Annotated in this window: 22 protein-coding genes, 2 tRNA genes and 2 pseudogenes; 7 read left to right on the forward strand and 19 right to left on the reverse strand. The window is 58.7% G+C overall.

Features of this window, described 5'->3' with window-relative positions; genetic code table 11:
- From ACP151_RS20150 to ACP151_RS20160, 3 genes and pseudogenes are all read left to right on the forward strand, one after another.
- A pseudogene (locus ACP151_RS20150) lies at positions 1-226 on the forward strand (IS5/IS1182 family transposase); the annotation flags it as partial.
- Complete coding sequence (locus ACP151_RS20155; protein ID WP_424980641.1) at positions 219-935, forward strand: DNA methyltransferase; 717 nt, start codon at positions 219-221, stop codon at positions 933-935. The pseudogene ACP151_RS20150 and the gene ACP151_RS20155, both read left to right, overlap by 8 nt.
- A 1-nt stretch (position 936) precedes the next feature.
- Entirely contained in the window at positions 937-3,594 is a 2,658-nt protein-coding gene (locus tag ACP151_RS20160; RefSeq protein ID WP_424980642.1) for a DEAD/DEAH box helicase, read from the forward strand.
- 30 nt (positions 3,595-3,624) lie between these two features.
- Here ACP151_RS20160 and darG read toward each other — a convergent pair whose 3' ends face one another.
- From darG to ACP151_RS20200, 8 genes are all read right to left on the reverse strand, one after another.
- Positions 3,625-4,662: a type II toxin-antitoxin system antitoxin DNA ADP-ribosyl glycohydrolase DarG gene (gene darG / locus ACP151_RS20165; protein ID WP_424980643.1), complete on the reverse strand. Its 1,038-nt coding sequence runs from the start codon at positions 4,660-4,662 to the stop codon at positions 3,625-3,627.
- Positions 4,659-5,375, reverse strand: a complete 717-nt coding sequence (locus ACP151_RS20170; RefSeq protein ID WP_424980644.1) for a DarT ssDNA thymidine ADP-ribosyltransferase family protein — start codon at positions 5,373-5,375, stop codon at positions 4,659-4,661. Before ACP151_RS20170 ends, darG begins: the two co-directional genes overlap by 4 nt.
- A 286-nt stretch (positions 5,376-5,661) precedes the next feature.
- A tRNA-Phe gene (locus ACP151_RS20175) sits at positions 5,662-5,736 on the reverse strand.
- A gap of 81 nt (positions 5,737-5,817) precedes the next feature.
- On the reverse strand, positions 5,818-6,021 hold the full coding sequence (locus ACP151_RS20180; protein WP_424980645.1) for a DNA gyrase inhibitor YacG: 204 nt from the start codon (positions 6,019-6,021) through the stop codon (positions 5,818-5,820).
- A complete protein-coding gene (locus ACP151_RS20185; protein WP_424980646.1) occupies positions 6,018-7,040 on the reverse strand; it encodes a ribonuclease E/G in 1,023 nt (340 codons plus the stop codon). The genes ACP151_RS20180 and ACP151_RS20185 overlap by 4 nt, the downstream gene beginning before the upstream one ends.
- Complete coding sequence (locus ACP151_RS20190) at positions 7,037-7,618, reverse strand: Maf family protein (protein WP_424980647.1); 582 nt, start codon at positions 7,616-7,618, stop codon at positions 7,037-7,039. The genes ACP151_RS20185 and ACP151_RS20190 overlap by 4 nt, the downstream gene beginning before the upstream one ends.
- Before the next feature lie 178 nt (positions 7,619-7,796).
- Positions 7,797-8,015 (reverse strand): translation initiation factor IF-1, encoded by a 219-nt coding sequence (infA, locus tag ACP151_RS20195; protein ID WP_005978431.1) that lies wholly within the window; start codon positions 8,013-8,015, stop codon positions 7,797-7,799.
- A gap of 83 nt (positions 8,016-8,098) precedes the next feature.
- Positions 8,099-8,977: a carbon-nitrogen hydrolase family protein gene (locus tag ACP151_RS20200; RefSeq protein ID WP_424980648.1), complete on the reverse strand. Its 879-nt coding sequence runs from the start codon at positions 8,975-8,977 to the stop codon at positions 8,099-8,101.
- On the opposite strand from ACP151_RS20200, the gene ACP151_RS20205 reads away from it, so the two are divergent.
- Together ACP151_RS20205 and ACP151_RS20210 are read left to right on the forward strand one after the other, a co-directional pair.
- On the forward strand, positions 8,964-9,242 hold the full coding sequence (locus ACP151_RS20205) for a hypothetical protein (protein ID WP_424980649.1): 279 nt from the start codon (positions 8,964-8,966) through the stop codon (positions 9,240-9,242). The two genes, ACP151_RS20200 and ACP151_RS20205, sit on opposite strands and share 14 nt — an antisense overlap.
- The gene (locus tag ACP151_RS20210) at positions 9,232-10,152 is read left to right on the forward strand and encodes a hypothetical protein (protein ID WP_424980650.1); all 921 of its coding nucleotides are present in this window, start codon (positions 9,232-9,234) and stop codon (positions 10,150-10,152) included. Before ACP151_RS20205 ends, ACP151_RS20210 begins: the two co-directional genes overlap by 11 nt.
- A gap of 39 nt (positions 10,153-10,191) precedes the next feature.
- Here ACP151_RS20210 and ACP151_RS20215 read toward each other — a convergent pair whose 3' ends face one another.
- Genes ACP151_RS20215 through ACP151_RS20230 form a run of 4 tightly spaced genes read right to left on the reverse strand, consistent with a single transcriptional unit; the run spans position 10,192 to position 12,112 of the window.
- A complete protein-coding gene (locus ACP151_RS20215; RefSeq protein ID WP_424980651.1) occupies positions 10,192-10,779 on the reverse strand; it encodes a GNAT family N-acetyltransferase in 588 nt (195 codons plus the stop codon).
- Positions 10,779-11,174, reverse strand: a complete 396-nt coding sequence (locus tag ACP151_RS20220) for a ketosteroid isomerase-related protein (RefSeq protein WP_424980652.1) — start codon at positions 11,172-11,174, stop codon at positions 10,779-10,781. The genes ACP151_RS20215 and ACP151_RS20220 overlap by 1 nt, the downstream gene beginning before the upstream one ends.
- On the reverse strand, positions 11,171-11,629 hold the full coding sequence (locus ACP151_RS20225) for a low molecular weight phosphatase family protein (RefSeq protein WP_424980653.1): 459 nt from the start codon (positions 11,627-11,629) through the stop codon (positions 11,171-11,173). The genes ACP151_RS20220 and ACP151_RS20225 overlap by 4 nt, the downstream gene beginning before the upstream one ends.
- Positions 11,630-11,632: 3 nt before the next feature.
- The gene (locus ACP151_RS20230; RefSeq protein ID WP_424980654.1) at positions 11,633-12,112 is read right to left on the reverse strand and encodes a UPF0262 family protein; all 480 of its coding nucleotides are present in this window, start codon (positions 12,110-12,112) and stop codon (positions 11,633-11,635) included.
- Positions 12,113-12,271: 159 nt separating this feature from the next.
- On the opposite strand from ACP151_RS20230, the gene ACP151_RS20235 reads away from it, so the two are divergent.
- Positions 12,272-13,030, forward strand: coding sequence for an SDR family oxidoreductase (locus ACP151_RS20235; protein ID WP_424980655.1), 759 nt, complete (start codon positions 12,272-12,274; stop codon positions 13,028-13,030).
- An 81-nt stretch (positions 13,031-13,111) separates the two neighbouring features.
- Here the strand turns inward: ACP151_RS20235 and hisD are convergent, their stop codons facing one another.
- The 5 genes from hisD to ACP151_RS20260 form a co-directional block, all read right to left on the reverse strand.
- The gene (gene hisD, locus ACP151_RS20240; RefSeq protein ID WP_424980656.1) at positions 13,112-14,413 is read right to left on the reverse strand and encodes a histidinol dehydrogenase; all 1,302 of its coding nucleotides are present in this window, start codon (positions 14,411-14,413) and stop codon (positions 13,112-13,114) included.
- A gap of 187 nt (positions 14,414-14,600) precedes the next feature.
- Positions 14,601-15,113, reverse strand: coding sequence for a GNAT family N-acetyltransferase (locus ACP151_RS20245; protein WP_424980657.1), 513 nt, complete (start codon positions 15,111-15,113; stop codon positions 14,601-14,603).
- Between the two features lie 3 nt (positions 15,114-15,116).
- Entirely contained in the window at positions 15,117-15,593 is a 477-nt protein-coding gene (locus ACP151_RS20250; RefSeq protein WP_424980658.1) for a DUF2948 family protein, read from the reverse strand.
- Positions 15,590-16,861 (reverse strand): UDP-N-acetylglucosamine 1-carboxyvinyltransferase, encoded by a 1,272-nt coding sequence (murA, locus tag ACP151_RS20255; RefSeq protein ID WP_424980659.1) that lies wholly within the window; start codon positions 16,859-16,861, stop codon positions 15,590-15,592. The genes ACP151_RS20250 and murA overlap by 4 nt, the downstream gene beginning before the upstream one ends.
- A 6-nt stretch (positions 16,862-16,867) precedes the next feature.
- On the reverse strand, positions 16,868-17,023 hold the full coding sequence (locus tag ACP151_RS20260; protein ID WP_424980660.1) for a hypothetical protein: 156 nt from the start codon (positions 17,021-17,023) through the stop codon (positions 16,868-16,870).
- Positions 17,024-17,108: 85 nt separating this feature from the next.
- Here ACP151_RS20260 and ACP151_RS20265 point away from each other — a divergent pair.
- Positions 17,109-17,183: transfer RNA gene (locus ACP151_RS20265), tRNA-Thr, on the forward strand.
- Here the strand turns inward: ACP151_RS20265 and ACP151_RS20270 are convergent.
- Positions 17,162-17,383 (reverse strand): hypothetical protein, encoded by a 222-nt coding sequence (locus tag ACP151_RS20270; RefSeq protein WP_424980661.1) that lies wholly within the window; start codon positions 17,381-17,383, stop codon positions 17,162-17,164. The two genes, ACP151_RS20265 and ACP151_RS20270, sit on opposite strands and share 22 nt — an antisense overlap.
- Positions 17,376-17,601: pseudogene (locus tag ACP151_RS20275) on the reverse strand (IS5/IS1182 family transposase); the annotation flags it as partial. The pseudogene ACP151_RS20275 and the gene ACP151_RS20270, both read right to left, overlap by 8 nt.

Genomic DNA, 17,601 nt, shown 5'->3' on the forward strand with positions numbered 1-17,601 from the left:
CGAGATACTGCGCGCTTCGCAACGCTTCGGCAGGGCGCTGTGGAAACGATGGAGTGGTTATCACATCCGAAGTCGCGTGGAGGCCAAAATGCTATGCCTCAAGGCATTCGGCGAACGCATCATGGCGAGGGACCCAGACAGACAAACCGCCGAAATCCACATCCGCATCGCTCTCATGAACCGATTCTCGGCCCTCGGCACCGCCGAGATCGTGTGTGATGGATGAATCCGCCGCGGAAAGGGGAAGCTCGTCCTCAAAACGAGTTGCGCAACAACGCCCCCCCAAGCCGACTGGGCTGATAAATCGGATTCTGCAAATTTCAACAGACTCCCATGACCTCGTTATGGATTCATTTGCCGGTTCTGGAACAACAGGCCATGCGGTCCTCGATTTGAATAGACAGGATGGCGGCAATCGCAAATTCATATTGGTCGAGATGGATCAGAAGATCGCACCCCAGATCACTGCCGAGCGCCTTCGCCGTGTCATCAATGGCTATGACAAAGGTGGTGATCCGGAAAAGCCGGTTGAAGGTCTCGGTGGCGGTTTCCGCTACTGCCACCTTGGCACGCCGCTGTTCAACGAATTCGGTGATATCGACGAGGCTGTGATCTTCCCTGATCTGGCCGCACATGTGTTCTTTTCCGAAACTGGTGCTCCCCTGCCGAGGAAAGTGGATGGCTCCAGTTCCCTCATCGGACAAGACAAGAACAAGATTGTCTATCTGCTGTTCTCACCCGCCGAACAAGGGTTCCCCCGCGAAGCCGCAGGGAATGTTCTAACCCCGGATGCCCTGGCTGAACTTCCAGGAATGCCAGCAGGATTCGACGGTGAGCGTGTCGTCTACGCCGAAGGTTGCACGGTGTCATCGGAGCGTTTGAAAGCCGAGGGTATCATCTTCAAGCAAATCCCCTATCAGATAGAGGGGGCGTGATATGGCTGCTGTGAACTTCTACCTGAAAGAATACCAGCAAGCTGCTCTGGATCGTTTTCGTAGTTACCTACGGGACAGCACCAATGACGGTTGCAATGTCGCCTTCTACAAGGCCACGAACCTGCCTTACCGCGATGCGCCGGTGATCGCCCAGGGCACGCCCTATGTCTGTCTGCGCGTGCCCACCGGGGGTGGCAAAACCATCATGGCGGCGCACTCTGTCGGCATCGCCGCCCAGGAATACTTGCAGGCCGCAAATCCGATGGTTCTTTGGCTTGTGCCCTCAACCCCGATCCTGGAACAGACGGTCGCGGCCTTGAAGAACCCCGAACACCCATATCGGGTGGCTTTGGCCAAGGACTTTGGCCGCAATGTCTCGATCTTGACCAAGGCCGAGGCTCTGGCCATGTCTCGGGCGGATGCCGAAGGTGGGGCATGCATCATCGTGTCAACGATTCAGTCTTTCCGCCGGGAAAAGCCCAACGGGGACGCGGACACTGAAGGCTTGAAGGTCTATCAGGATGCAGGCGCATTGATGGATCATTTTTCTGGCCTCACAGAGGCGCAGGAAGCTGGTTTGGAGAAGGTCGAAGGCACAAATCGCCCCATCGCTTCTCTGGCGAACCTGCTGCGCCTTCACCGGCCCATGGTGATCGTGGATGAAGCCCACAATGCCCGCACGGCCTTGTCTTTCGACACGCTCGCCCGGTTCAGTCCCTCGCTGATCCTCGAACTGACCGCGACGCCGCAAACTGACCACAATCCGGCAAGGGACAAGCACGCATCCAACATCCTCTATTCCGTCTCAGCCGCCGAGCTGAAGGCAGAGCAGATGATCAAGATGCCGATCAAGCTGACCACCGACCGGGACTGGCGGAAAACGATAGGCGCAGCGCTTGATTGTCAGGCAGCGCTGGAGGAAGCCGCCAAGGCAGAAGAAGCCCAGACGGGTGAATACATTCGCCCGCTGATCCTGTTTCAGGCTCAAAGCGCGAAGAAAGATGATCCGTCCCGTTTGACCTACGAGGTGATCGAAAAATTCCTGATCGAGGACAAGGGAATCCCGAAGGACCAGATTGCGGTGCATTCTGGCCCTCGCAAGGATTTGGATGAACACGACATTCCCGATCCGGAATGCCGGGTGCGATACATCATCACCGTGCAAAAACTGAAAGAGGGCTGGGATTGCCCCTTCGCTTACGTCCTGTGTTCAGTAGCCGAGCAGGTATCATCCACCGCAATTGAGCAAATCCTGGGCAGGGTTCTGCGCATGCCCAAGGCCAGGCTCAAGAACCGCCCGGCACTCAACCAGGCCTACGCCTATGTTGCCTCTGCCAGTTTCGACAACACGGCCCAAATGCTCAAAGATGGCTTGGTGGAAGGTTCCGGCTTCAATAAGCTGGAAGCAGCCAATTTCATTGCCCCGCAAGGCGATATGGGATTTGAGGAGGCCGCGCATGAGTTCGAGCACAAGTCCGATCCTTTGCCGGAAGAAGACCTGCCGAGCGACACGGTGCAGGAGGCCATCGAGAAACTGCCCGCTTCGGTCAAACAGCGGCTGACCTACGACACGGAAAGCCGGTCTTTGGGCTACAAAGGCCCGATGACCAAGGAAAGCCGGAACCTGATCCAGCTTGCCTTCGCCAAGGCCCCGAAAGCGGCACCGGTGGTCGAACGCCTTTATGCAAAGTCCAACAATTTTCAGACTTCGGCGGCGGAAGACCAGGACAAACCTCCCTTCATCGTGCCTCTTCTGGGGTTCCGCAAGCAGGGAGAGTTGCAGCTATTCAGCAAGGAGCATTTTCTCGACCTGCCATGGCGACTCGACCAGTGCGACGCCTCTGATATCGCAAACCGCTTCAGGATCGTTGACGAAAGCCAGTCTGGCCAGATCGACATTTCTGAAGCCGGGAAAGTCGAGATCGACTTTGCTCGCCGTGTCCAGGGTGAACTTTCGGCAGTCATCCAGGAACCAGCTTGGACATTGCCAAGGCTGGCAAACTGGATCGACATGGGCATCAAACACCCGGATATCACCAAGCCGAGCGCGGTGGTGTTCATCAGGAATGCCCTGAACAAGCTCATCGAGGAAGGGTATGATTTGGATGTTCTGGCTCGCAACAAATACGACCTGCGCAAGGTCATGGCGGACCTCATTTCCGATCTGCGCGATAATCGGGAAAACGACAACTACGCTGCCCTCTTTGCCGCCCACGCTGATCAATTCGCCACCAGCGCCGAGCTGTCCATGATTTTTGATGAGCAGAGCTATGCCTTCAACCAGCCCTATGCCGGGGCCACCAAGTTCAACAAACACTATACCCCGTTGATTGGCGACCTGAAGGCTCAGGGCGAGGAGTTCGAGTGCGCGGTTCATCTGGACCGGATGGATGCCGTGAAATACTGGATCCGGAATGTCGATAGAAAGAAGTCGTCTTTCTGGCTTCAGATGCCACATGACAAATTCTATCCGGACTTCATGGCCATGCTTGAAGACGGGAGGATCTTGGCCGTCGAATACAAGGGCGGGCACCTTTATGAAGGAGAGCAAGCCAAGCGTCAGATTGGTGAAGCATGGGCCCAAGCCAGCAATGGGCAGTGCTTGTTCTGCATGCCGACTGAAAGAGGCTTCGACCTGATAGATCAGACGATTGCATGAGAGTAGGGGCGGGAGTTTCCCGCCCACTATCTAATTCAACAATCCATCTTCCTTCAGGCGATCATACGCAACTCGAATTGCGTCCTCACCGAAGGTGTTTCTTTTGTTTTCGTTCCAGCTCATCATCTGCTCGATGATCTTCTCGACCGGGTAGTGCCCTTCATGATGAGCCAGCCAATGAACTGACGACAGCAACTCCAGCCCATAAGGGCTCTCGTAGCCTTGAATGAGCTTGGTCAAGCGACCAATGACATCCTCGCTACCAGGATCGGCTTCACTCAGGAATTCATCAGCGACAGCGCAGCCACTGGGCGTGACATGAGCTTGGCGGTCTCCTGTCAGAAATCCGCTGATCATCCCATGATTCTCGAAGGCAACAAAAGCCTTCTTCAAGTTCTCGGAGTAAGGCCCATAAAGATTCCGGGCGAACTTCAGATTGAAGTCAACACCCAGAGCTTGAAGGAAATACGCGACCTTCTGCAACGAAACTCTGTCGAACGAACCGTCGAAAAATCTCTCAAGGTCGCTCAAGCCCCTCAAGAGCATCGCCCGCGCATATGTCATCGGCAGGTTGGAATGGACATGCTCAGGTTGATCCAAGGAATCTCTTGGAGGGAAAATCACGATTTCAACATCATCCAGGCCCGAAAGCTTCGAAAGAATTAGCGGCTTCACATCGGCCCAGTCGAGACCACCATTGCCGCATCCGAGAGGAGGAATCGCAATGGACTTGATACTGTGTGCAGTTATTTCTTCACGAAGAGCATCCAAGCCATCTTCTACATAGGAGATTTTTGACTTCGAACGCCAATGTGCTTTGGTTGGAAAGTTGACAAGATATCGGGGGCCTTCCGATGGAAAGAGTTCCTTCGTGTCGAAGATGAACATTCGACCCGGTGTCAGCTCTTTGTTCTCGCAAAGCTTTCTGTAAGCCTTAAAGTTTGCTGGCCAGCGCTTTTTGAACTCCAGTGCGACGCCCTTCCCCATCACGCCAACACAATTCACAGTGTTGACCAAAGCCTCGACCGGCTCGGAGAACAAATCACCGCGTTTGAATGTAATGGTCATCGAACAAAGCACCCTGGTTTTTCCAAGACAGGGATTCCCCATCCGGAGGCGTCTACATGCGCCTGAATTGTCCTCTTCATGCCATCCGAAGGCACAACAATGCAAGTTACTTGCTGAAGCGACACCGCGTCCTTCACCAAGAACTCAGCCATGCGCTGCTGTTTGCGGAGCTGGTATTTCGCAGGTGGGAACTTGTTGAAAAAGAACTTGCAAACACCATCGTATCCAATCTCCGGAATCCCGGGGGTAAGCGGGTAGTCATCAAACACACTCCACTGGACATGCGTTTCTAACTGGCCAATGTCGGCGCTGAGCGTCGGCAGAGGTGCCATGGAATTCAGAGGATAGTCACTGAAACAATATGGGGCACCTGCAGCTGGAAACCCATCCGTGCGGCAAACTATAAAGGCTCTATCGTCCAACTTGGACATACCCAATTTGACACCATTTGGGTCGATTACTTCCACGCTTTCTCGATGGATGGAGCAAGTGAACGATGTCAAAGGGGAGAAATAGAAAGCGACATAGTCATTAACTACACCACCGTATGGCAATGTGAATGCACCAGTGCCACGCAATCCAACCAAGCCGGGTAGGCTTGTTTGGTGACACCTTTGCGGCGCCCCATGATTCTTGGATCTGATTTCTCCATCCGCCAGGAATGTCGGGATGTCCCGGTAGTCAACTTGGCGAAATGCAAAACGATCAGGCATGAAAATGACTCACTTGTTTCAACCACCGAGACAACACACTGTTTTTCAGCCACCTTCAACCCAGAGTAATGGTCGCTGGTGTCTTTCTCAACCTCTTCGCAGACGATGGTCAGGCTGTTCTTCGAAACTGGACTTGGAATTACTCTGGCCCAAGCGAAGACTGTCAGTCTCGACCACCACACAATCCTGGAATAAGCTCTTTGCAGTCCCGGTGCAGTCCCGGGCAATCAACCGATGAGGTGCAATAACGGCCAAACTGCCAACGCACTGTTTTTTTTGATAAAAATGGTGCCCGGGGGCGGAATCGAACCACCGACACGAGGATTTTCAATCCACTGCTCTACCCCTGAGCTACCCGGGCACGGGAAGGCTTGTCGCCTTGGGTGGGGGCCTTCTATGCCGTGGGCGCGGCAGTGTCCAGAGGGTTTTTCAAAGAAAATCGCTAATGACGCGTTTGCTGTGATTTTTCTTCAGCCGCTTTGACATGTCTGGCTTCTTCCAGTGCGTTTTCAATATCTTCCGGGTTCTGGCTGGGGACTGCATAGGCACCGGTTAGCCATTTCCCGAGATCGATATCGGCACAGCGTTTGGAGCAGAACGGCCGGTAGCTTTTTTGCGACTTCCCGCTGCAGACCGGGCAACTCATTTCAGAAACTCCTGGAGCAGTGGGCGACCGCGTTTGCGCTGCAGTTCGTAGTGCCCAAGGTTGGTCCAGCCTGCCAGTATGGTTTCCTCGGAATCGGTCCGCAAAGCCGCCCGCAGTGCGGTTTCAAAGCCGCGCCGGTCCTTTTTCGGCATCGGTGCCAGGTCCAACACGATCTGGCCGCCCAGCCCCCGGACGCGCAGGGCGCGGGGCAGGGCTTTGGCGGCAGCCATGTTGGCCTTCAACCCAGCCGCCAGCGAGGTATCGGCACCAGTGTTCACATCCACCGCAACCAGAGCGCGGGTCAGCTCGATGAACATGAAGGCGCCGCCCGGAAGCGGTTCTCGGGTGCCGCGTGCAATGTCCAGTGCATCCAGAACGCCCAAGCGTTCAAACCCGCCGGCCTCGCGCTCGACATCCGCAGGTTCCACCCAGTCCCGCCAGGCCAACAGATGCGGTGTGTCGCCTTCGGCCAGAACTTCGGCCTCGGTGCCTTCGTCCTGCATCACCTGAGCCGCCATTGCGACCATTGCGGCGATGTCCTCGGCGATGTCTTCGCCGTCTGCACCGGCACAGGCTGATCGCAATATCAGACCGTAATCCATATCGCCCATTTCTTCATGTGCAATTTCCAGCAGCCGGTCGCGTTCATCCTCATCTCGGATGCTGCGTGAAATGTTCAGGCCGGGTGCCTCCGGCGTGACAATGGCATAGCGGCTCTTGAGCAAAAGCTTCTGGGTCACCGGGATGGCTTTGCCGGGTTCGGCATAGCCGGACACCTGCACCAGGATCATCTGTCCCGGCGTCAGCCCTTTGACCTGTCGCAGAAAGGCCGGGCCGTCCGGCGTGGTCAGAAACATGCCGCCTTGGCCTTTGACTGGCCGGTCGGCGCGGGCGCGGTAAATGGTGCCAGGGGCTGGAGCGTCGCTTTCGAAAAGGAAGTCCTCGAGCTTGCCATCCACCATCAGCGCTGCGGCTTCGCGGTCCTGGATGTGGTCGAGAATGATGGTGCGGCCCTTCATGCGGCGGCCTCCTGAAAGAGCGGCAGCCCGGCGGCGCGCAGCAAGTTTGCGGTTTCGGACAGCGGCAGGCCGACGATGCCGGTGAAAGAGCCGCTGATCCATGGAATAAAGGCGCCAGCGGGCCCCTGGATGGCATAGGCGCCGGCCTTGCCTTCCCAGTCGCCGGTGGCGAGATAGGCGTTCAGTTCTTCGTCAGAGAGGGGCTTCATCTTGACCTGGCTGACGACGTCTTTCTGCCAGACCCGATCCCCGCGGCGCACGGCAACAGCAGTGATCACCCGGTGGCGGCGACCTGAGAGCGCCAGCAGAAACTCCGCCGCCTCGCCCGCATCACGCGGTTTTCCCAGAATCCGTCGGCCAAGCGCCACTGTGGTATCCGCGCAGAGAACAACGTCATCTGGCCGGGCGGGAACGGCTTGGGTCTTTTCCCGCGTGACGCGTGTACAGTAGTCCCGCGGCAGCTCGCCTTTCAGTGGGGTTTCGTCAATCTCCGGCGGCCGCACCTCGTCCGGATGCACACCCAGCTGCGCCAGCAATTGCAGCCGCCGCGGGCTGCCGGATCCCAGGATAAATGCCATGCCGTGGCCCTCTTACCTCTTTGCACCTGTCATACGGCGAAAGCGGGCAGAGTGAAAAGAGCGGCCCGCCCCTTCATCTTTCCAGAAATACTCCCGCCGGAGGCAGCGGCCGCAGGGCCGCTTCAAAACAAAAGCCCGGCAGAGTGCCGGGCCTTGATATTTCTTCCAGATCAAACGCTTATTTAAAGCGGTAGTTGATCCGGCCCTTGGTCAGGTCATAGGGGGTCATTTCCACCTGGACCTTGTCGCCAGCCAGAACACGGATGCGGTTCTTGCGCATCTTGCCTGCCGTATGTGCGATGATCTCATGGCCGTTCTCAAGCTCGACCCGAAACGTCGCGTTAGGCAGGAGTTCCTTCACGACACCGGGAAATTCGAGCGTATCTTCCTTGGCCATGTTGTCTCCATCATTGGGTTAACCCGCAAACTGCGGGACGTGCGCTTAAATGGGGTCATTTTCCCAATAATTCAAGGGCTCAATCAGCAAAGTACGGCCTTTGTGACCGATTTCACCCGCGGCGTTTGCTCCTCCCAGTGCAGACGGTTCAGAACCCCGCCGTCGGACCGCACGTGGGCGATCGTGTCCAGGTCCGCTTCGCCATAGGTCCAGCCCGGTTGGTTCAGCACTCCTTCGGCCAGAACACCGGTTCCGGGGAAGCCCTTGTCTGGTGGGCCGAAAATGCCGCTGGTGCCGGTGTTTATGTCCACGGCTTCCGACCAGTCATTGGTCCCGATAACAGAGGCCATGGCGGTCACACATTGGTTTTCCAGCGCCCGCGACATTGCACCGATGCGCACCCGCCAGTAGCCAGCCAGTGCCTCGGTGCAGGAGGGGACGAGAATCACATCCGTCTCCGCCAGCGCGCGGCCCAAGAGAGGGAACTCGCTGTCATAACAGATCAGCACCCCGATTCTTCCCAAAGAGGTATCGAAGATCTTGAGCGGCCCGCCGCCCATGATCCCCCAATCCTCGCGTTCGAACCGGGTCATGATCTGTTTGTCCTGGTGGTCCCGCTGGCCTGCTGGCGCATATAGCTCAGCCCGGTTCACCGGTCGGCTCAGCCCGCTGTTTACCGGGGCAGAGGCGCCCAGGATATGCACACCGTATTCAGCGGCCAGTCTGAGATGCAGTGCCGCCGCATCTTCCATCTTCTCCGACACCGAATGGATCGACTGCTCCAGATCGCCGGCCACTGCAGCGCCATCCAGCGTCGACAGCTCCATCGCGCCGTATTCGGGAAACACCAGCAGTTCCGCACCATTGCCGGCTGCCTCAGAGACCCAGGCGGCCAGCTTGTCCTCATATTGTGCCCAGCTGTCGAGCCAGTCGAGCGGATAGGCGGCGGTGGCGATTTTCATGCGATCTCTCCGGCCGTCAGTAGCGGCATTCCAGTGCGGTCACCCTGCAGGATTGCCCGGCATTGCGGCCCTGTGCAAGGTCGTGCAGCAATCCGTCTTCATCTGCCGCCGGGCATGCCGGAAAAACCTCAAACAAGATGAACATTTTTGCAACGAAATCAGTCATGGGCTGCGTTTCAGTCTGGTGCTGCCCGGCAATTTGACCATTTTCACGGCCAGCATATCATGTGATTTCATGGAAAAGGACCACTCTCTTGGCGACTAAACTTGATGACAAGAACCTGAAGGGCGTTCTTGCCGACATTTCCAAAAAAGGCTTCCGCACCAAATTCTGGCGCGAGTACCGTTCCAGCGCCTGCAAGGGCAGCGGCGTGGGCAAATACATGGACCTGCTGGAGAATCTGGGGGTGCCACCGTCCGGTGATCCGGCCAAGGCGGACTTGGACAATATGGGGGAAATCGTTCAGGCCTTCAGCATGCTGGCCAACGCAATGCTCAAGGCGCGCGGCAAATGCGGCAAGCTGCAGTCTCATAGCAAGGAGATGTGTCTCGCCTATGGCAAATTGATCGAGAAACACGAGACCGCTGCCGCCGAGCTGGCCCGCAACGCGGATAAGATCAGGCAAAAGCAGATGGCGCAGCAGCTGAAGGTTGAGAAGGAAAATGAAGAGACCGACAGGCACCTGGCCAAACTGAAGAAAGAGCACGAGGCCAACCGCAAACTGTTCATCAAAGAAATTCAGTCTGCCGAGGATCGTGCCAGGAAAATCGAAGCCGCCTGCCTCGACATCTCCAAGGATGTGAATGCGGCTCTGGACAAGCTGGAAGCGATCAAAAAGGCGTGGAAGACAGCCTATAACAAGGAAGGTTCGGATCGCCCCAAGATCGAAGCGCAGGCTGACAGCGGACTTCGGGATCTGACAAAGGCCTTCAAGATCGACGCGCATGCAAAAAACGTGAAAGGCGCCCTGCCCAAACTGCTCAAGGAGCTGATTGAGAATTTCAAGCAGTTCAAGCAGGAAGACTACAACAAGAAGGAATATGTTGCGGCCGGTAGGGCGGTAACAGCAGCCAAGCGCACCTTCGACGATGCCCGCGATTCCGTGAAGCTCTATGCCACGCAGCAGAAAATCGCGCTGGAGGAAGTCCAGGCCGCCCGCCCGGAAGGCGTTTGATCATCCAAACAAGAGGCGCCTGTCGGTGCCTCTTTTTCTTTACAGGTCGCGGATCCAGAACTGCAGCGGTTTTTCTGTCTCTTCCGCCTGATCCACGTCTTTCCAAGAGAACTGCGCGATAGCCCCCTCCAGCGGTTCATAGCCACGCTTGCGCCAGAAGGGATCCAGCGGCGCGTAGGTGTCCGGGCGCAGCGGATGATCCATCGGGCGCTGGACACCGCAAAAAGCAGTTTTGCTGAACTCATGTTTGCGGGCATGGGCTTCGCGGGCATCAAAGAAGCCGTGACCAACGCCATACCCGCGGTATTCCGGCAGCAGAACGGATTCAGCACAGTAGAAAACCTGGGCCAGATCGATGCCGGTGCCGTCAAAGGCGGCAGCGAAGTCATCGGCGTGATCAGCCAGTGGCGCCCCCGTAGAGGCGCCGACCAATGTGTCTCCATCAAAAGCGCCGACTACAACAGCCCGCTCGCTGTCACGGTAGCTTTGCAAGTAGGCCCGTTCATAAGCCGGGTCGCCGTCATAAAGATACGGCCAAGCCCGGAACACAGCAATGCGCAGGCGCGCCACGTCGTCCAGCGTTGCCTCAAGTGCCGCGCCGGTCATGGCTTCCACCCGGATTGCCATTACCTGGAAACCTGGGCGATCCAGTCCGCCAGATTGTAATAGGTGGTAACCCGTGAAATCTTGCCGTCCTTCAATTCAAAGAACGACCCCGCGGGCAGGCGGTAGGTCTGGCCCTTGGCCTCGGGCAGCCCTTCATCCGTTTGCAGGTAGGTGCCATTGACGATGTATTCCGCCGCCGCGCGGCTGCCGCCCTCTGCGGAGAAGATCACCATATCGGTCAGCTCTTCCTTGTAGCAGCGGTCCATATAGCCGCAGAATTCGGCAAATTTCTCTTTGCCCACGCGGATCTGCCCCTCGTTTACGTGATGAGCAATCTGTTCATCCAGGCAGTCCAGCATGGTGTCTGTGTCGCCGGCATTAAAGGCCGCGAAATAGCGTGCGATGATGTCGGTCATGTTCTCTCCGTCGGTTCGCCCCAGCGGTTTTTCAGGTGCTGGATGATTTGATCCCGTGTTTGACGGTAGGTGTTTAGCTTGGCGTCCCGTGTCTCGCCGAGCCCGGTAGGGTCCATAATTGGCCAATATTCGACATCGAGGTGGAAAAAACGGGTGAGTTCAAGTGCCCGACGCTGGCTGGCCGGTGACAATGCCACTACCAGATCAAAGGACGACAGGTCATCGCCCCAACGCTCCATCTCGTCAAAGGAACGCGACCGGTGGCGCGACAGCTCCACATCCATTTCCTGGCAGACCGCGATCGAAAACCCGTCGATTTCCATGTCGTTCTTGACACCGGCCGATTGCACATAGGTGCCGGTGCCATAGAATTTTTTCATGATGCCCTCTGCCATCGGAGAGCGGACCGAATTGTGGTCGCAACAGAACAGAACGGACTGCGGCAGCTCCTCCACGCGTCAGCCTCCGAAATGCAATACGCAGATGAGCGTGAACAGGCGCCGGGCGGTATCGGTGTCAACCTCCGCCTTGCCCTCCAGCCGTTCCTGCAAAACCCGGCTGCCTTCATTGTGTATCCCGCGCCGGGCCATATCGATGGTCTCGATCTGGCTGGGCGGCAGGGTCTTCACGGCACTGAAGTAGCTCTCGCAAATTTGGTAGTAATCCTTGACCACCTGCCGGAACGGCGACAGCGACAGATGGAACTCCGCGGCCTTTTCGCCGCCTTCGGTGTTGATGTCGAAGACCAACCGCTTGTCGCGGATTGCCAGCCCAAGATGATAGGGGCCGGTGGGCACATCGCGGTCTTCCCGTTGTGGCAGCGCAAAGCTGTTCTCCTCGATCAGATCATAGATCGCCACCTTGCGCTCCTGCTCGATTTCCGGCGTCGGCGGCGGCAGGTTGCGGTCGTCCAGTTCAATTTGGCTGATGCGGCTCATGGGTCTTTGTCTCTGATATGCGCAGGGCGTCCGGCCATGAGTATCGCACCGCCGTGCCCGGGGCAATGCAGCAGCGGGCGTCAAACTTCTGCCCGTTTGCGGCAGTGCTTGACAGGCTACGCCTCCATAACCAGCCTGCCGCCAGCAGGAGGCGCCGAAATGACAGGGCTTGAACAGTTTTCCCTCCAGGGCCGCCGTGCTCTGGTCACCGGCTCAACAGACGGTCTCGGCCTTGCCGCTGCCCGTCTGCTGGCAGAGGCCGGGGCTGAGGTCTGGATCAACGGACGCAGCAGGGAGCGGGTGGAACAGGCGCTGGCGCAAATGCCCGGCATTGCCCGTCCTTTGGTCATGGATGTTGCGGATGAAGCTGCAGTTACAAGGTCGATGACGGAGATTGCAGGCGCAGGCGGACTCGATATCCTGATCAACAACGTCGGCCAGCGCGACCGTCGCAGCCTGCCGGAATTCACCCGCTCCGATCTGCAATCGCTTTGGGAGGTCGACCTGGTCTCGCCTTTCCGGCTGTCACAATTGGCCGCCGCGCAGATGGTCCCCAAAGGCTGGGGGCGCATTATCAACATCTCGTCAATTGCCGGCCTGGTCGCACAATCGGGCGATGCGGCCTACACCACCGCCAAGGCTGGTATCAATGGCATGACCAAAGCGCTGGCGGCCGAGTTGGGGCCGCTGGGGATCACTGTCAACGCCGTTGCTCCCGGATTCTTCAAAACGGCTCCCAACTTGGCAGCAGCCGCGGATCCGGCAGTTGCAGAAAAACTCAAACACACCACTGCGCTGGGCCGCTGGGGAGAGCCAGAGGAGCTTGCGCCCGCCCTCCTGTTCCTGGCCTCGCCAGCCGCGTCCTATATCACCGGGCAGGTGTTGGCGGTGGATGGCGGCTACACTGCGCATTACTGAACTTCCGCAGCTTCTTTCTGGGGTGAAATACCCCGGGGTGAATGCGCGGCACGCGCAGAGGGGCAGCGCCCCTCCGCCCTTCTACCCGTTCAGGGCCTCCAGCCGGGCAGTCACGGACAGCCCGTGTGCTTCCAGGCTTTCGCTCTTTGCCAGCACCTCTGCCGCCGGGCCGATGGCGCGCAGCGAGTCCGGGGTCATATGGCTCAGCGTTGTACGCTTGAGGAAATCCATCACCGACAGGCCGGAGGAGAACCGAGCAGAGCGCGCTGTCGGCAGCACGTGATTCGGGCCGCCGACATAGTCGCCGATTGCCTCAGGTGTGTACTGGCCCAGGAATATGGCGCCGGCATGGACGGTCTTTTCGCTCAGAGCAACTGGGTCGGCAACGCAGAGCTCCAGGTGCTCAGGGGCAATGCGGTTTGACAGCGCCGCAGCCTCATCCAGATCCCGCACGGTGATCACCGCGCCGAAATCTCGCCAGGACCTCCCTGCAATGGCGCGGCGTTCCAGTGTTTCCAGGCGTTTGTCCACGGCTGCAGCCACTGCGCGGCCAAACGCCTCATCATCGGTGATCAGGATCGATTGGGCGCTTTCGTCATGCTCAGCCTGGCTCATCAGGTCCAAGGCGATCCAATCCGGATTATTGTCCTTGTCCGCTATCACCAGAATTTCCGAGGGTCCGGCAATCATGTCGATCCCGACTTTCCCGAAAACCCGCCGCTTGGCCGCTGCAACAAAAGCATTGCCCGGGCCTGTGATCTTATCCACTGGCGCAATGCTGTCAGTGCCATAGGCCAGCGCGGCAACAGCCTGCGCCCCGCCGACGCGGTAGATCTCATCAACGCCTGAGATCCGGGCTGCCAGCAGCACCAGCGGATTGATCTGCCCGTCCGGGGTTGGCACCGTGACCGCCAGCCGCGCCACCCCCGCCACCTTGGCAGGAATGGCGTTCATCAGCACTGAAGACGGATAAGAAGCCAGGCCGCCCGGCACATACAGCCCCGCCGCCGAGACCGCAGACCAGCGCCAGCCCAGCGTGGCGCCGCTTTCGTCCGTCCACTGGGCATCCTCCGGCATCTGGCGCGCATGATACGCCCGGATCCGCTCTGCCGCCAGTTCAAGCGCCGCGCGCTCCTGCGCCGGAACGCTGGCAATGGCCTTATCTGTCTCGGCGTCTGATATGCGCAGCTGTGCTGCTTCCAGTTCCAGCCGGTCGAATTTCGCTGTCAGCTCCACCAGCGCTGCGTCGCCGCGGGCGCGGACATCGGCGATGATCTCTGCCACGATGGCGTCCACATCCGGGCTGTCCTCGCGCTTGGCGCCCAGGAGCGCAGCAAAGGACTGTTCAAAACCGGACTCAGAAGTGTTCAGAAACTGCGGCATCGGGTTCTCCTTTGGCCCCCGCATATCCGCATGCAGGCAGAGCCTCAAGATTTATGCGTGACGGCGGTGCAATTGGACGCAAGCAGAAGGGGGCGCCGCCGCAGGTTGGAGCGGCAGCGGGGCGCTGCCCCTTTTGGCCTGCGGCCAATTCACCCCGGGGTATTTTGGACCAGAAAGAAGCGGCAGATCAGCGTAAGGTTTTGCGCATCGTCCTGCAGGAGGTGCCGCAGCAATTGCTGTCCGTGCGGATTTCTTGCCAGCCGTGATTGCGGTAGAACGCCAGCGCGGTGCGGGTGGCGCTGAGGCGGCCCTCTGCATGGCCATCGCGCAGCAGTTCGGCTTCCAGATGTGCCAGCAGGGCAGTCCCGGCGCCTTGGCCAGCTGCGGCAGGCGCTATGTAAAGCAGGGATATGCTGCCGTCGGGGGCCAGACCGCCCACGCCTGCCGCTTCATTGTTCTGTTCCGCCAGCCAGTAGCGCCCGGGGCCGCCGATCCAGTCGCGGATCTGCTCCGGAGTCTTGTTGGCAGTCCAATCCGCGATCCGGCCGGCGTCGTTGCCGTGATCTGCTTTGCATAGGTCGCGGATTGAGCTGATTAGAACCCGGCTCATGGAAAAGACGTCGAAAACCGTGGCGCGGCGGATGCTCAGCGGGGCCGCCGGAGCCGCGAAGGCCTGGGAAATGCCGCGCTTGTTCTGCATCCTTTAGGCGCTGTGGTCCGGCGCCAGGCCAGAGGGAGCCTGGTAGGGACGGGTGACATCACGCAGGGAAACGTCCAGCGCCTCCACTGGCAGGCGCAAGGCCCCGTCGCCTGCCAGGGTAAGCAGCACATGGCCAGCACCGTCTTCGCCGGGCTCGAATGTGATGGAGAGCAGTGACAGGATCAGATCCTTGTCCTTGCGGTCCACACCTTGCGAGGACACGCCGAGCACATTGTCCACCACCAGAAGAGACTGCACCCGTTCATAGGCGCGGCCGCGGCGTTCCGCTGCATCGCGGTCTTCCCAGCGGAACCGGTTCACCAGCAGCGCAAAGCGGCGTTCATGAGCGCGCCAGCTCATTTCGGTCACCGGGAACACCGAATCTTGCAGCAGTGAAGACAGAACCTTGAGGTCCTCCGTCTCCAGCGCGCCCAGGTTCAGAGGCGCCTCGCGTCCGTCTTCAAAGCTTGCGTCGGTCATGACTGTTCCTTGATCCGCTCAATTCTTGCGCCGACACCGGAGAGCTTGCGCACCACATGCTCATAACCGCGATCCAGGTGATAGACCCGGCTGACGCGGGTTTCGCCTTCTGCCGCCATGCCAGCCAGAATCAGCGAGACAGAGGCGCGCAGGTCAGTGGCCATGACGGGTGCGCCTTTCAGCCGCTCGACTCCGGTCACGGTTGCAGTGCCACCATGTACTTCGATCTGGGCACCCATGCGGACCAGTTCCGGCGCGTGCATGAACCGGTTTTCAAAGATCTTTTCTTCCAGAACCGAAGTGCCCTCGGCCGTGCACATCAATGCCATCATCTGTGCCTGCAGGTCCGTAGGAAAACCGGGGAAAGGTTCGGTGACCACATCCACGGCGCGGACCCGGCCGTTTTTACGGCTGACTGTGAGGCTGTTTTTACCTTCAGAAATTTCGATGCCGGCCGTCTCCAGCTTGGCACAGAAGCTTTCCAGCAGGCTGCGGCGGCCGCCCAGCAGTTCCACCTCGCCGCCGCAGATCGCAGGCACCAGCATGTAAGTGCCCAATTCGATCCGGTCGGTCACCACTTGATGTGTGGCGCCATGCAGGCGGTCGACGCCCTGAATAGTGATGTCGGGAGAGCCGTCACCATCGATCTGCGCACCCATCTTGCGCAGGCAGTCCGCCAGATCGACGATCTCTGGCTCGCGTGCCGCGTTCTTGATGACAGTGGTGCCTTTGGCGAGCGTGGCCGCCATCATGATGTTCTCGGTTGCTCCGACAGAGGCAAAGCTCAGCTCCACCACTGCGCCCTTCAGACCGCCCGGCGCCTTGGCATGGAGATAGCCGTCCTTCAGTTCGATCTCGGCCCCAAGTGCCTCCAGCCCATGGATATGCAGGTCCATCGGCCGCGCTCCGATCGCGCAGCCACCGGGCAGCGACACCACCGCCTGACCCAGCCGCGCCAGCATCGGGCCCAGCACCAGGTTAGAGGCGCGCATCTTGCGTACGATGTCATAATCAGCGACGTGGCTGGTCAGGTCATGGCTCGACATCGCCAGGACTTGCCCGTCCTGCAGGCTGGACACTTCGGCCCCCAGCGACTGCAGCAGCGTGGTCATGGTCTTGATGTCGCTCAGACGCGGCGCATTGGTCAGCGTCAGCGGCTCCTCGCTGAGCAGCGTCGCTGGCATCAGGGTGAGGCAGGCGTTTTTGGCGCCAGCAATCGGGATCTGCCCGTTCAGCGGGCCGTTGCCCGTTACCAAAATCGAATCCATTTAACCTTACTCTCCGCTTTTGCCCGTTTCCTGGTCCTGCTTATCCGCTCGCGCCTTGGCCTGGGCCTTGCGCCGGGCCATGTTTGCCTTGAGCGCCGCCTTCAGCCGATCTTCGCGCGAAGCTGCGGAACCGTCGTTTTTTGGTGATTTCTTCTCTGCCATAAGACTTCTGTAACTTAGTGCGAAAAAACCGTCCAGAATGCTCTTGCACGCCTTCGCGTTTATGCCTAAAAGCCCCCTCACCGGCGCTGCTGTAGCTCAGAGGTAGAGCACTCCCTTGGTAAGGGAGAGGTCGAGAGTTCAATTCTCTCCAGCAGCACCATTTTGCAATTTCATCATGTTTTGACCTCCTAACACATTGAATGGCATTGAAAATTTGGTGTTCAAAAAGCCGTTGTCGCGGCTGTAGTGAACAGGCTCCGTAAACACCAAACGAAGCACGATTTTTCTCAACTCGAACCGGCGTTGTTGCGCAACTCGTTTTGAGGACGAGCTTCCCCTTTCCGCGGCGGATTCATCCATCACACACGATCTCGGCGGTGCCGAGGGCCGAGAATCGGTTCATGAGAGCGATGCGGATGTGGATTTCGGCGGTTTGTCTGTCTGGGTCCCTCGCCATGATGCGTTCGCCGAATGCCTTGAGGCATAGCATTTTGGCCTCCACGCGACTTCGGATGTGATAACCACTCCATCGTTTCCACAGCGCCCTGCCGAAGCGTTGCGAAGCGCGCAGTATCTCG

The sequence above is a fragment of the Leisingera sp. S232 genome, assembly GCF_049800895.1.
In the GTDB taxonomy this organism is placed as follows: Bacteria; Pseudomonadota; Alphaproteobacteria; order Rhodobacterales; family Rhodobacteraceae; genus Leisingera.